We start from the raw sequence: 13,169 nt of genomic DNA on the forward strand, positions 1-13,169 counted from the left end.
GAATAGGGAAGCCGCGCCCGCGGATGTGGGCGCGGCCGAAGCGTGCGGCGCGGCGCGTCATGCCCGGGACTGCCGGGCGGCGAACTGCTCGAGCGCCGCCGCGAGAATCATCTCGCGGCAGTTCGCGGGGCGTCTCTCGCCGCGCCATTGGGGTTTGTAGATCACGTCGCCCACCCGGATCGGTTGCCCGGTGAGCGCGCAGCGCGCCAGCCTGCGCGCCTTCGCGCAGATCCAGCGTTGCTCGTCGTAGCGACAGCGCGTCGGATCGCTCCATGACACCAGCATCGACGAATCGGTCTGCCGCTCGACGGCGACGATCGCGCTGCGGCGGCGCACGTCGCCGCTCGATGGCGTCGGCGCGTCGTCCCGATGCGGGCGACAGGAGCCGTCCGCGGTCCGCTCGCGCGGCATCATCCGGAGGCTCGCGGCGGGCGACGGCCTGAGCGACGTGATCATGTGCTCCCAACGATTGAAGGCGTCCATGGCGGCTTATCCAGGCAAGTGACGGGCGGTGCGGGCGTGGGGGCCCGCTCGCGTCGCGGCAAACACACGGCGGGTGACCCGATGCTGACGATAGTCGCCGTGCGCTGAAGAGTCCCGGTCACGCGCTTAATTTTTCTGCAGTGCGGCAATGCCGCTCGCGGCGCCGCGGCGTTCAAGAAAATTCAGCCGGATTTCAGTACGGCGCGCACCGCGCCGGGATACGCTCCTGACGGCATCCGATCGTCCGCGCGCACCAACCGACGCGACGGCGCACGCCGGACGGCCGCCGGGCGGGATGGCCGCGGCCGGCCGCCACCGATCCACCATCCCGCGGCCTCGCCGCCGCACACCTCAGGAGTCCAGATGCATCCCGAACAGACCGACGCCGTTTCGTCGGCTCGCCGCCGCGACATGCTGCTCGCCGGCGCGACCGCCGTCGCGGCCGCCGCGCTGCCCGCGATGGCGGCCGCGGCCGGCACGCCCTCCCGCCACCCCTCTTCCGCGCATTCAGGAGCGCACACGATGAACACGATCACCACGAAGGACGGCACGCAGATCTACTTCAAGGACTGGGGCAGCGGCCGCCCGGTCGTGTTCTCGCACGGCTGGCCGCTGTGCGCGGACGCGTGGGACGCGCAGATGCTGTTCCTCGTGCAGCACGGCTATCGCGTGATCGCGCACGACCGCCGCGGCCACGGCCGTTCGAGCCAGCCGTCGAACGGCAACGACATGAACACGTACGCCGACGATCTCGCCGCGCTGCTCGACGCGCTCGACGTGCGCGAAGCGACGCTCGTCGGCCACTCCACCGGCGGCGGCGAAGTCGCGCGCTACATCGGCCGGCATGGCACGAAACGCGTGTCGAAGGCGGTGCTGATCGGCGCGGTGCCGCCGCAGATGGTGAAATCGGCGACCAATCCGGGCGGCCTGCCGATGGAGGTATTCGACGGCATCCGCAAGAACGTCGCGGAAAACCGTTCGCAGTTCTACAAGGATCTGGCCGTGCCGTTCTTCGGTTTCAATCGCCCGAACGCGAAGGTGTCGCAGGGCACGATCGACGCATTCTGGTCGCAGGGGATGATGGGCGGCATCCATGGCCAGTACCTGTGCGTGAAGGAGTTTTCCGAAGTCGACTACACGGACGACCTGAAGAAGATCGACGTGCCGACGCTCGTGCTGCACGGCGACGACGACCAGATCGTGCCGATCGACGATTCGGCCCGGCTGTCGTCGAAGATCGTGAAGCACGCGGTGCTGAAGGTGATCGAAGGCGGCTCGCACGGCATGTGCGTGGTGAGCGCCGATCGCATCAACGCCGAGTTGCTCGCGTTCCTGCAGGCGTAAGCCTGCCGTCCGTCGCGGCGGCGCGCATGCCGCCGCGACGGACGCCGCAGGTGCCGTTCAGGACTTTTCAGGACATTTCAGCCCATGCGGCGCCGCATTCACGGCGCCCGCACCGGGCGCAACAGGATGCCGAGCAGTGCGCCGGCGAGCGCGAACGCCATCGCCACGCGAAAGTTGTCGGCCAGCGCGAGCGTCGTGGCCTGCACGCGCACCGCACGATCGACGAGCGCATAGGCCGCCTCGTTGCCCGTCGCGAACGTGGCGCCGTGCGCCACCAGCGACGCCGCGCCGGCCCGCAGCCGTTCGAGCGTTTCCGGATCCGACAGCGACACATGCAGACCGACGAGATTCGAATGGGTAGCCTCCCTGATCCGCTGAATCACCGCGATCGACGTCGTGCCGAGCTGCCCGCTCAGCAGGCGCGTCGTCTGCACGACCGCGCCGAACGTCAGCGCATGCTCGGCCGTCACGTGCCTGCCGAAGAAGACGATGACCGACGTGAGCGCCATCGTCTGGCCGAGCGCCTGCAGCAATTGCGACGGAATGAAGTCGGGTTCGGCCCACACCGGCGTGAGCCGCGAGCCGAGCGCAAACGCGATCGCCACCACCGCGAAGCCGGCGACGATCAGCCGGCGCGGGTCGACACGCTGCAGCAACAGCGCGACGCACGGCGCGAACAGCAACTGCGGAATCGCGATCCAGCGCAGCGTATCGCCGATCTGCAGCGGGCGCAGCCCGTACGTACTCGCGAGGAACAGCGACGGGATGAAGCTCGTGTTGAGCACGGTGAAGCGCACGAGGCCGACGAGCACGATCAGCAGCGCGACGTTCGGCCGCGCGAGGTAGCCGAGATCGATGCCGGCGCGCGGCGACGCGAGCTCGTGGATCAGGAACGCGGCGACCATCAGGATGCCGACGGCCAGCAGCACGACGATCAGCGGCGACTGCAGCCAGAACAGCCGCTCGCCCTGGTCGAGCGCGATGCACAGGCAGGCGAACCCGCCCGCGCCGAGCAGCATGCCGCGCGCGTCGATGCCGGACGCGAAGCGCTTGACCGGCTCGTCGGCGAGCGACAGCATCAGGCAGGCGATGAACGGCAGGGTCAGCACCGCGTTCTGCCAGAACAGCCAGCGCCAGCTCAGGTGCTCGCTGTACCAGCCTTCGAGCGTGGCCGACAGGTTCAGCGACATCTCGAGATTCATCGCATACGCGGCGATGCCGAACGGAATGAGCCGCGCCGGCAGCGTGCGCACGACGAAGCCGATCGTCAGCGGCACGAACACGCCCGATGCGCACCCGGCGAGCGCCTGAAACACGATGAACGCACCGAATCGCGTGCAGAGCGGCAGCACGCTTTCGGCGCAGAGAAACACCACGGCGCCCGCGAGCAGCACGCGGCGTGTGCCGAACAGGTAGGCCGCGGCGATCGCCAGCGGCCCGACGAACATCTGCGACGCGGTAAATGCGGTGTTGATCCACGCGCCTTCGTCGACACCGATGCCGAGCGCGCCGCGCACGTCGGCCAAGCCGAGCGACGTGATGCGCGACGTCAGCGTCGCGATGACCGCACCGAGCAGCACGGCCGCGATCGCGGCGATCGACCGGAACGTCGGAACGTCGGAGGCCGCGCCCGCGGCCGGCCCTGGCGCGGCACTGCCGGTGGCGAACGTCGTGTTCATCGTCGAGCGGCTCCCGTTTGTCAAGCTGGCGCAAGCATAACGCGATGCGCCGAATCCCGTCCGTACGATGGAGTGTGCCGATCATGACCCCGCCCTCGCCCGATACCCGATCTTCCGCGGCCTCCGTGCCTTCCACGCCCGCGCCCGCGCGCTCGCGCCGGCCGGCCGTCGTCGCGATCGCCGTGCTCGCGCTGTTGCTCGTCGCGTTGCTCGTGTACGAGTTCGACGCACGCGATCGCGGCACCGACGACGCGTACGTGACCGGCCACCTGCACGTGATCTCGCCGCGCGTGGCCGGCGCGGTCGAGCGCGTGCTCGTCGACGACAACCAGTTCGTGCATGCGGGCGACGCGCTCGTGCAGATCGACCGCCGCGATTTCGACGTGCGCGTCGCGGTGCAGCGCGCACGCGTCGCCCAGGCGCATGCCGATGCGAGCCGCGCACGCGCGCTGATCGAACAGGCGGACGCGGCGCTCGTGTCGGCGCACGCCGATGCCGAAAAAGCCGAACTCGATTACGCGCGTGCCCGCGAGCTGACCCGCGAGACGCCGCGCGGCTTGTCGAAGCAGGAGTTCGATGCGGCCGATGCCGCACGCAAGTCGGCCCGCGCGCGCGTCGCGGCGGCCGATGCGCAACGGCGCAGCGCCGCCGCCGCCGCTCAGGCCGCCGATGCCGCGTCGAGCCAGAACGATGCCGAGCTGCGCGACGCGCAGTTGCAGCTCGGGTACACGACGGTCGTCGCGCCGTCGGACGGCTACGTCGGCAAGAAGACCGTCGAGACCGGCGAGCATGTCGCGCCCGGTCAGGCGCTGCTCACGCTGGTCGAGCCGCATCCGTGGATCGTCGCCAATTTCCGCGAGACGCAACTGCGGCACGTGCGCGCCGGCGACGCCGTGCAACTGCGCTTCGATGCGCTGCCGCAGCGCGTGTTCACCGGCCGCATCGACAGCCTGTCGCCCGCGACGGGCGCGCAGTTCGCGCTGCTGCCGCCCGACAACGCGACCGGCAATTTCACGAAGGTCACGCAACGGGTGCCCGTGAAGATCCTGCTCGACGGCCCGGCGGCGACGGAACCGCGCATCCGGCCCGGGCTGTCGGTCGTCGTCACGCTGCAACCCGGCGGTGAATCGCGATGAAGCGCGCATGCATCCTCGTCGCCGCGAGCGTGCTGGCCGCGTGCTCGATCTCGCCGCAGCCGCTCGCGCCCGTCCCGGTCGGACACGACGGGTTCCGCCATGCCGATCCGTCGACCGATGCGGGTGCGCCGTCGCTCGCGGCATGGCCCGCGTGGTTCGGCGATCCGCAGCTCGGCCGCCTCGTCGACGCCGCGCTCGCGCACAACCTCGATATCCGCGCGGCGGCCGCGCGCGTCGACCAGGCGCGGGCGCTGCTCGGCATCCGCGATGCCGCGCTCGCGCCGACCGTGCGCGTCGATCCGTCGTTCAGCCGCACGCGCGTATCGGGCACGGTCGACAACGCGCTGCCGAAGCGGACGATGCACAACTGGTCGGTTCCCGTCGCCGCGAGCTACGAAGTCGATCTATGGGGGCGCTTGCGCGGCGATGCCGACGTCGGCGAACAGAACGTGCTGCAGGCCGCGGCCGATCGCGATGCGATCCGCTTGAGGATCGCGACCGAAGTCGCCGTCGACTACCTGACGCTACGCTACGTCGACGACGATCTCGCGACGCTCGACAGAGCGATCGGGCTGCGCCGCACCGCGCTGGACGTGATCGCCGCACGCGTGCGGGCCGGCGCGGCGAGCGACCTCGACGGGCTGCGCGCATCGGCCGACCTCGATACCGCGCATGCCGATCTCGCGGAAAGCCGCCGGCTGCGCGACAACCTCGTCGACGCCATCGCGGTGCTGACCGGCGTGTCGCCGACTGCGTTCGACGTCGACACGCGCGCCGTGCCCGTGCGCGTGCCGGACGTGCCGGCCGGGCTGCCGTCCGCGCTGCTGGCGCGACGCCCCGACGTGTTCGCGGCCGCGCGGCGCGCCGATGCGGCGTCGCTCGAACTGGGCATCGCGCGCACCGCGTGGTTGCCCACGCTGACGCTGACCGCCGACGGCGGTTTCGCCACCCGCGACCTGCGCTCGTTTCTCGACCGCAACAGCTCGCTGTGGAGCCTCGGCGCGAACGTCGCACTGACGCTGTTCGACGGCGGCAAGCGCGACGCGGCGGTTGCCGCCGCGCGGGCCGGCACGGACATCGCCGACGCGAACTATCGCGCGACGGCGCTCGGCGCGCTGCGCGACGTGCAGGACGCGCTCAACGACATCGCCGCGCAAAAGGAACGGATCGCACGCTACGCCAGCGCCGCGCGCGCGACCGACGCGGCGGCGCGCCTGTCGCTGAGCCGTTACGCGCACGGTTACGTCAGCTACCTCGAAGTCATCGATGCCGATCGCGACGCACTGAACGCGCGGCGCCAGCTGATTCACAGCCGGCAGGCGCTCGCGATCGCGACGGTGGGCCTCGTGCGTGCGTTGGGCGGCGGGTGGACGCCGCCGGCGCGGACGGGCCGTGACGGGTCGCGCGGTTCGACGCAGGCCGACGCCGGATGAAACTACGATCCGGGGCGGTCGCGACGCCTTCGCACACGCGTCAGGCCCTCGCGAGCCGATGCGCGTCCTCGCCGAGAAACCGGTGCACGAAGGTCACGGCCATCGCGCCTTCGCCGACCGCCGACGCGACGCGCTTGACCGACCCCGATCGCACGTCGCCGGCCGCGAACGATCCCGGCACGCTGGTTTCCAGATGGTACGGCCGGCGCTCGAGCGGCCACACGCGCTCGAACGCCGGACAGTCGTACAGGTCGCCGCCGGTCACGAGATAACCGTCCGGATTGCGGATGATGTCGGTATCCTTCGCCCAGTCGGTGTTCGGCGCGCCGCCGATGCACACGAACAGGCGCGTGGCCGGCAGCCGTTCGCGCGTGCCGTCCGCCGAGCGAAGCTCGATCGCGTCGAGCCAGCCGTCGCCGTGCAGGGCAACGACGCTCGACTGGTAGCGGACCTCGATGTTCGGCGTCCGCTCGATCCGGTCGATCAGGTAGCGCGACAGCGTGTCGGCGAGCGACGCACCGCGCACGAGCATCGTCACCTGACGCGCATGCCGCGAGAAATTCATCGCGGCCTGGCCGGCCGAGTTGCCGCCGCCGACGATGAACACCTGTTCGCCCGCGCACATCGGCGCTTCGCTGGAACCGGCGCCGTAGAACAGCCCGGCATTCAGGAACGCCGGCTCTTCCGGCAGGCCGAGGCTGCGATATTCGATGCCGGTCGCGCAGATGTTCGCGCGCGCGACCAGGGTCGACCCGTCGGCGAGCTCGACGCGGATCTTGCCGTCGACGAAGGTCGCATGCACGCCCTCGCGCATCGTCAGCAGCTCGACGCCGAACTTGACCGCCTGCTCGCGCGCGCGTTCCGCGAGTTCCGCGCCCGGAATGCCGTCGGGGAAGCCCATGTAGTTCTCGATCAGCGAACTCGTGCCGGCCTGCCCGCCCACCGCGCCGCGCTCGATCACGACCGCGCGCAGCCCTTCGGACGCCGCGTAGACCGCCGCCGACAACCCGGCCGGCCCGGCGCCGTAGATCGACACGTCGTATTCGACGAAGCGCGGCCGCGCGACCCAGCCGAGCCGCGCGGCGATGTCGGCCAGCGTCGGCTGGTACAGGCGCGAGCCGTCCGGAAAGATCACGACCGGCAGCCGGATGTCGCGCAGCGGCGCGATGCCGAGCTCGCGCGCGCAGTCGGCGTCGGACGTCAGCTCGCACCAGTCGTACGCGACCATGCGCCGCTGCAGGAAATCGCGGATCGCGTACGCGTCCTTGCTGTGCGGCAGGCCGACGATCCGGACCAGTTGCGACTGAATCATGCGCGGCTCCCGAAGAAATCGATGCTGGATGCGGTCCGGCCGTCGCCAGGATAAAAGGGTGAGCCGGACGCACCGCGACTGTACGCCGCGCCGACGCGCCGCACGCGCGATTTCATAACAATTAAGGCGCGGCCGCCGCGCGGCGCCGCACAATGCGGCATCCCCGTCCCCGCTTGCGGCATCGCGCCGGCCGCGTCGCAAGCGTCGTTCCCCGCGCCGGCACCGGAGCGCAAGATGGCCATCGCCTGTACGCATCTCGACGAAGCACGCGTGCTCGACACCGACAAGGACTACTGCGAGGAATGCATCAAATCGGGCAGCGGCTGGGTGCATTTGCGGATGTGCCTGATCTGCGGACACGTCGGCTGCTGCGACTCGTCGCCGAATCGCCACGCGAGCCGGCATTTCCGCGACACCGGACACCGGCTCGTCCGCTCGATCGAGCCCGGCGAGCGCTGGATCTGGTGCTACGAGGACGAAGTCGTCGCCGGCGAGGTGCCGTCGTAACGTGACGCGCGGCGCACTCGGCGCCCGTTCGTCGCCGATTCGCCCCCGGTTCCGGGCCAAGGGTTAACACGGCTGGATCACGGCTTTGCGCCGCGTCGTTTTCGGCCTAGAATTTATCGAACGATAACTTATCCTTCGATAAACAAGAGGTTCGCCATGCCTGTCTCGCGACTCGCGCATTACTCGATCCGCACGCCTGATCTCGAAGCCTCGTGCCGCTTCTACGAACGCGTGCTCGGCTTCAGACGCGGCTACCGCCCGCCGTTCGACTTTCCGGGCGCGTGGCTCTATCTCGGCGACGACGAAGCCGATTACGGCACGGTCCACCTGATCGGCATCGATCCGGCCAACCCCCACGGGCTGGCCGCGTATCTCGGCGACAAGCCCGTGCCGGCCGCGGGCACCGGCACCGTCGACCACATCGCGTTCGTCGCGACCGGCGTCGAGGCGATGTGGCGCACGCTGCGTGACGAGCGCATCGCGTGGCGCGACCGCACCGTGCCGAGCCTCGGGCTGCATCAGGTGTTCATCGAGGATCCGTCGGGCGTGACGATCGAACTGAACTACCCGGCCGCCGAAGTCGCCGGCCTCGACATACGCGGCGCCGCAGCGGCCGCCGCCACCCGTGGAGACTGACATGCGCACCACTTCGACGCATCGCAAGGCCGCCATCGTCGGCGGCTCGCTGGGCGGGCTGTTCGCCGCGAACCTGCTGCTGCGCCACGGCTGGGACGTGGACGTGTTCGAGCGCGTGCCCGACGCGCTGTCCGGCCGCGGCGCCGGCATCGTCACGCATCCGGAGCTGTTCGACGTGCTGCGCGCGGCCGGCGTGCGCATCGACGCATCGATCGGCGTGAACGTCGAATCGCGCATCACGCTGGCGCGGGACGGTACGCTCGCCGCCGAGCGGCAACAGCCGCAGACGCTGACCGCATGGAGCAAGATGTACCACGTGTTGCGCGCCGCGCTGCCCGATCAGCACCATCACGCGGGGGCCGTCGTCGCCGACGTCGCGGACGGGCCCGAGCGCGCGACGCTCACGCTGGCCGACGGGTCGGTCGTGCATGCCGACCTCGTCGTCGCGGCCGACGGCTTCCGTTCGGCGATCCGCGAACGGTTGCTGCCGGACGCGCGCCTGCAGTACGCGGGCTATGTCGCGTGGCGCGGCCTCGTCGACGAACGCGAACTGTCCGGGCGCACACATGCGGCGCTGTTCGACAAGTTCGCGTTCGGCCTGCCGCCGCACGAGCAGATCCTCGGCTACCCGGTCGCCGGCCAGCACAACAGCACGCAGCCCGGCGAGCGCCGCTACAACTTCGTGTGGTATCGCGCGACCCGCGAGGACACCGACCTGCCGAACCTGCTCACCGACGCGACGGGCAAGCTGTGGGCGGCCGGCATTCCGCCGACGCTGATCCGCCGCGACGTGCTCGCCGACATGGAAGACGCCGCGCATGCATTGCTCGCGCCGCAGTTCGCGGAAGTCGTGTCGCGCGCCGCGCAGCCGCTGTTCCAGCCGATCTACGATCTCGAGGTGCCGCGCATGGCGTTCGGCCGCATCGCGCTGCTCGGCGATGCCGCATTCGTCGCGCGGCCGCATTGCGGAATGGGCGTCACGAAGGCCGCGGGCGACGCGCTGGCGCTCGTCGGCGCGCTGGCCGCGCATGCCGATCCGCTCGACGCACTGCACGCGTACAGCGACACGCGCACCGCGTTCGGCGCCGCGATCGTCGAACACGCGCGCCATCTCGGCGCATACATGCAGGCGCAACTGAAGAACGACACCGAACGCGAGATGGCCGAGCGTTACCGCACCGCGGAAGTCGTGATGCGCGAAACGGCCGTGCCGCCGTCGCTCTGACCACCGGCGGGCGCATGCACGACGTGTCGCGCCCGCCGCATCGCGCCCCATCCGATACCGACAAGGAGACACCGTGAACCGCTCGATTCCGGCTGCCGCCGGCCCCGCACCCGATCCGGACCTGCCCGCCGCGGCCATGCATCCGCTGCTGCGCGATGCCCGCTTCCGCCATCTCGTCACGCGAAGGAGGCGATTCGCGTGGTCGCTGACCGCGGTCATGCTCGCGCTTTACTTCGCATTCATCCTGTCGCTCGCGTTCTCGCCGGCATGGCTCGGCCGGCCGATCGTGGCGGGCCGCCCGACCACGTGGGGCATCCCGGTCGGTTTCGGCATGTTCGTCGCGACGTTCGCACTCGTCGCGCTGTACGTGTGGCGTGCGAATGCGGTGCACGACGCGCTCGTCGCGTCGATCCGCGACGGAGGCGGCCAATGAAACGCACCGTCGCCATCCTCGTCACCGCGGCCGCGGTCGCCGCGGGGCCGGCGTTCGCGGCCGGCCCCGCCGCGCTCGCGCATCCGCACAATCCGGTCGCCATCGGCATGTTCGTGCTGTTCGTCGCGTCGACGCTCGTCATCACGCGCTGGGCCGCCCGCCAGAACCGCAGCGTCGCCGATCATTACGCGGCCGGCGGGCGCATCACCGCGCTGCAGAACGGCTGGGCGATCGCCGGCGACTACATGTCGGCCGCGTCGCTGCTCGGCATCTCGGCGCTCGTGTTCACGAGCGGTTACGACGGGCTGATCTATTCGGTCGGCTTTCTCGCGAGCTGGCCGATCATCCTGTTCCTGATCGCGGAGCCGTTGCGCAATCTCGGCAAGTACACGCTCGCCGACGTCGTGTCGTATCGGCTGCAGCAACGGCCGATCCGTGCGTTCGCCGCGTCGAGCTCGATCGTCATCGTCCTGCTGTATCTCGTGTCGCAGATGGTCGGCGCCGGCAAGCTCGTCGAGCTGCTGTTCGGGCTCGACTACACGGTCGCGGTGGTGATCGTCGGCGTGCTGATGGTCGTCTACGTATTCTTCGGCGGCATGCTCGCCACCACGTGGATCCAGATCGTCAAGGCCGTGCTGTTGCTCGCCGGCGCGGCCTTCATGGCGTTCATGGTGCTGAGCCGCTTCGGCTTCAGCCTCGACGCGCTGTTCGCGCAGGCGTCGCGCGTCCATCCGAAGCACGCGGCCATCATGCGGCCGGGCGGCCTCGTGTCCGATCCGGTGTCCGCGGTATCGCTCGGCCTCGCGCTGATCTTCGGCACGGCCGGCCTGCCGCACATCCTGATGCGCTTCTTCACGGTCGGCGACGTCGGCGCGGCGCGCAAGAGCATCCTCCATGCGACGGGCATCGTCGGGGCCGGCTATGCGCTGATCATCGTGATCGGCTTCGGCACGATCGCGCTCGTCGCGGCGGACCCGCGGTATCACGATGCGTCCGGCGCGGTCGCGGGCGGCGCGAACATGGTGGCGATCCATCTCGCGCATGCGGTCGGCGGCAACTTTTTCCTCGGCTTCATCTGCGCGGTCGCGTTCTCGACGATTCCCGCCGTGGTCGCCGGGCTGACGCTCGCCGGCTCGTCCGCGATCTCGCACGACCTCTATGCGAACGTGCTGCGCCGCGGCCGGGCGACCGACCGCGACGAAATGCGCGTCGCACGCGCGACGACGCTGGTGCTCGGCGTGCTCGCGATCGTGCTGGGCATCGCATTCGAGAAGCAGAACATCGCGTTCATCGTCAGCCTCACGTTCTCGATCGCCGCCAGCTCGAATTTTCCGGTGCTGCTGCTCTCGATCTACTGGCGCGGCCTGACGACGCGCGGCGCGGTGGCCGGCGGCACGATCGGCCTCGTCACGGCGGTCACGCTCACCGTGCTGAGCCCGACCGTCTGGGTCCAGGTGCTCGGCCATGCGCACGCGCCCTACCCGTACGAATATCCGGCGCTGTTCTCGATGGCCGCCGCGTTCATCGCGATCGTCGCGGTATCGGCCACCGACGGGTCGGCCCGCGCGCGACACGAACGCGCGCGCTTCGACGCGCAGCTCGTCGCATGCGAACTCGGCACCCTGCCGCGCCACGGCGCGCGGCAACACGACAATCCCGACCTGGAGACGATTCGATGACCTGCCCCTGCTGTCTGTCCGCCGGGCGCCGCCGCATGCTCGGCGCGTTCGCCGCGCTTGCCGGCGCGGCCGTTGCCGGACGCCCCGCCGCGGCGGCGCAACCGGCGCCCGCGTCGGCCGCGTCGGCCGCGTCGGCCGCTTCGGCCGCGTCGCCCGTGTCGGCCGCTTCGGCCACGCTGGCTGTCCGGCGTCCGCGCGCGATCGACATCCACGCGCATTACTACCCGGAAAGCTTCTGCGACCTCGTCGGCGGCGAAGGCAAGCGCTTCGGCGGCGCATTCGCGTGCGACGGCACGACGTTCACGTTCCGCACGCCGGCCGGCGGCCTCGGGCCGCTGCCGATGAAATTCATCGACGTCGATGCGCGGCTCGCGGACATGGACGCGTCGGGCGTCGACGTGCAGGCGCTGTCGCTGAGCGTGCCGATGGCGTACTGGGGCGACCGGCCGTTCAACGCGAAACTGGCGCGCGCATGGAATACGGCCGCGTCGCGCGTGCACCAGCAGCATCCGGCGCGCTTCGTCGTACTCGCGACGCTGCCGATGCTCGACGCGACCGACGCGATCGACGAGCTCGAGCGCGCGTCGACGCTGCCGGGCGTGCGCGGCGTGTACATGGGCACGAACATCGACAACCGCGACCTCGACGATCCGCGGTTCGCGCCGGTGTTCGCGCGCATCGAACAGCTCGGGCTGCCGGTGTTCCTGCATCCGCAGCAAACCGTCGGCGGCGCGCGCCTCGGCGATTTCTACCTGAGCAACCTGCTCGGCAATCCGTTCGATACGGCCATCGCCGCCTCGCACCTGATCCTCGGCGGCGTGCTCGACCGCCATCCGGCGCTGCATGTCACGCTGCCGCATGCGGGCGGCGCGCTGCCGATCCTCGTCGGCCGGCTGGACGCCGGCTGGACCGTCCGGCCGGAAACGCGCCGGCTCGCGCACAAGCCGAGCAGCTATCTGCGGCGCTTCAGCTACGACACGGTGTCCCACTCGGGGCCGGTGCTGAGCTTCCTGATCGAGAACGTCGGCATCGACCGGCTGGTGCTCGGCAGCGACTATTGTTTCGACATGGGCTACGCGCAACCGGTGCGTTTTCTCGATCGGCTGGACCTGCCCGACGACCAGCGCGCGATGGTGCTCGGCGGCAATGCGGGCCGGCTGCTGCGGATCTAGCTGGCGCGCGCGTGCCGGATGTCGCCGAACCGGCCCGGCCCGCCGTTCAGAACGTTTCAGCCGGACTTCAGGAAATGATGCGGGCGTCTGCGTAGACTGGCTGCAAGAGCGACCGCGCTGGCCAGCCCGC

The 13,169-nt window shown here is 70.3% G+C and carries 12 protein-coding genes; 9 read left to right on the plus strand and 3 right to left on the minus strand.

The features are described from left to right. Nucleotides 1-57 precede the first annotated feature (57 nt). Nucleotides 58-483, minus strand: coding sequence for a DUF3331 domain-containing protein (locus QZM15_RS28045; RefSeq protein WP_059574860.1), 426 nt, complete (start codon nt 481-483; stop codon nt 58-60). 363 nt (nt 484-846) lie between these two features. Here QZM15_RS28045 and QZM15_RS28050 point away from each other — a divergent pair, with 363 nt between their 5' ends. Further along, nucleotides 847-1,827 carry an alpha/beta fold hydrolase gene (locus tag QZM15_RS28050; protein ID WP_059574858.1) on the plus strand — a complete coding sequence of 327 codons (981 nt, stop codon included), beginning with the start codon at nt 847-849 and terminating at the stop codon, nt 1,825-1,827. Nucleotides 1,828-1,925: 98 nt separating this feature from the next. Here QZM15_RS28050 and QZM15_RS28055 read toward each other — a convergent pair whose 3' ends face one another. Next, complete coding sequence (locus QZM15_RS28055; protein WP_302107675.1) at nt 1,926-3,506, minus strand: MFS transporter; 1,581 nt, start codon at nt 3,504-3,506, stop codon at nt 1,926-1,928. Between the two features lie 83 nt (nt 3,507-3,589). Here QZM15_RS28055 and QZM15_RS28060 point away from each other — a divergent pair, with 83 nt between their 5' ends. After that, a complete protein-coding gene (locus QZM15_RS28060) occupies nt 3,590-4,642 on the plus strand; it encodes an HlyD family secretion protein (RefSeq protein ID WP_302107676.1) in 1,053 nt (350 codons plus the stop codon). Further along, nucleotides 4,639-6,075, plus strand: a complete 1,437-nt coding sequence (locus tag QZM15_RS28065; RefSeq protein WP_226093975.1) for an efflux transporter outer membrane subunit — start codon at nt 4,639-4,641, stop codon at nt 6,073-6,075. Before QZM15_RS28060 ends, QZM15_RS28065 begins: the two co-directional genes overlap by 4 nt. 40 nt (nt 6,076-6,115) lie before the next feature. On the opposite strand, the gene QZM15_RS28070 is transcribed toward QZM15_RS28065, so the two are convergent. After that, nucleotides 6,116-7,387 carry an NAD(P)/FAD-dependent oxidoreductase gene (locus QZM15_RS28070; RefSeq protein WP_059574852.1) on the minus strand — a complete coding sequence of 424 codons (1,272 nt, stop codon included), beginning with the start codon at nt 7,385-7,387 and terminating at the stop codon, nt 6,116-6,118. A 234-nt stretch (nt 7,388-7,621) separates the two neighbouring features. Between QZM15_RS28070 and QZM15_RS28075 the strand changes: the two genes are divergently transcribed. From QZM15_RS28075 to QZM15_RS28100, 6 genes are all read left to right on the plus strand, one after another. Then, nucleotides 7,622-7,894, plus strand: a complete 273-nt coding sequence (locus QZM15_RS28075) for a UBP-type zinc finger domain-containing protein (RefSeq protein ID WP_059574850.1) — start codon at nt 7,622-7,624, stop codon at nt 7,892-7,894. Between the two features lie 156 nt (nt 7,895-8,050). Further along, on the plus strand, nt 8,051-8,530 hold the full coding sequence (locus QZM15_RS28080; protein WP_099318384.1) for a VOC family protein: 480 nt from the start codon (nt 8,051-8,053) through the stop codon (nt 8,528-8,530). A gap of 1 nt (nt 8,531) precedes the next feature. Continuing rightward, entirely contained in the window at nt 8,532-9,755 is a 1,224-nt protein-coding gene (locus QZM15_RS28085) for an FAD binding domain-containing protein (protein WP_099318383.1), read from the plus strand. Nucleotides 9,756-9,828: 73 nt separating this feature from the next. Beyond that, a complete protein-coding gene (locus QZM15_RS28090) occupies nt 9,829-10,188 on the plus strand; it encodes a DUF485 domain-containing protein (RefSeq protein ID WP_089466084.1) in 360 nt (119 codons plus the stop codon). Continuing rightward, a complete protein-coding gene (locus QZM15_RS28095; protein ID WP_302107677.1) occupies nt 10,185-11,867 on the plus strand; it encodes a cation acetate symporter in 1,683 nt (560 codons plus the stop codon). Before QZM15_RS28090 ends, QZM15_RS28095 begins: the two co-directional genes overlap by 4 nt. After that, complete coding sequence (locus QZM15_RS28100; protein ID WP_302107678.1) at nt 11,864-13,039, plus strand: amidohydrolase family protein; 1,176 nt, start codon at nt 11,864-11,866, stop codon at nt 13,037-13,039. Before QZM15_RS28095 ends, QZM15_RS28100 begins: the two co-directional genes overlap by 4 nt. Nucleotides 13,040-13,169: the final 130 nt, after the last annotated feature.

This window comes from Burkholderia sp. AU44665, from assembly GCF_030504405.1.
GTDB lineage: Bacteria > Pseudomonadota > Gammaproteobacteria > Burkholderiales > Burkholderiaceae > Burkholderia > Burkholderia semiarida.

Coding starts and splice junctions, on each gene's coding strand:
- QZM15_RS28045 (WP_059574860.1), bottom strand. CDS start 483: ATGGACGCCTTCAATCGTTGGGAGCACATGATCACGTCGCTCAGGCCG.
- QZM15_RS28050 (WP_059574858.1), top strand. CDS start 847: ATGCATCCCGAACAGACCGACGCCGTTTCGTCGGCTCGCCGCCGCGAC.
- QZM15_RS28055 (WP_302107675.1), bottom strand. CDS start 3,506: ATGAACACGACGTTCGCCACCGGCAGTGCCGCGCCAGGGCCGGCCGCG.
- QZM15_RS28060 (WP_302107676.1), top strand. CDS start 3,590: ATGACCCCGCCCTCGCCCGATACCCGATCTTCCGCGGCCTCCGTGCCT.
- QZM15_RS28065 (WP_226093975.1), top strand. CDS start 4,639: ATGAAGCGCGCATGCATCCTCGTCGCCGCGAGCGTGCTGGCCGCGTGC.
- QZM15_RS28070 (WP_059574852.1), bottom strand. CDS start 7,387: ATGATTCAGTCGCAACTGGTCCGGATCGTCGGCCTGCCGCACAGCAAG.
- QZM15_RS28075 (WP_059574850.1), top strand. CDS start 7,622: ATGGCCATCGCCTGTACGCATCTCGACGAAGCACGCGTGCTCGACACC.
- QZM15_RS28080 (WP_099318384.1), top strand. CDS start 8,051: ATGCCTGTCTCGCGACTCGCGCATTACTCGATCCGCACGCCTGATCTC.
- QZM15_RS28085 (WP_099318383.1), top strand. CDS start 8,532: ATGCGCACCACTTCGACGCATCGCAAGGCCGCCATCGTCGGCGGCTCG.
- QZM15_RS28095 (WP_302107677.1), top strand. CDS start 10,185: ATGAAACGCACCGTCGCCATCCTCGTCACCGCGGCCGCGGTCGCCGCG.
- QZM15_RS28100 (WP_302107678.1), top strand. CDS start 11,864: ATGACCTGCCCCTGCTGTCTGTCCGCCGGGCGCCGCCGCATGCTCGGC.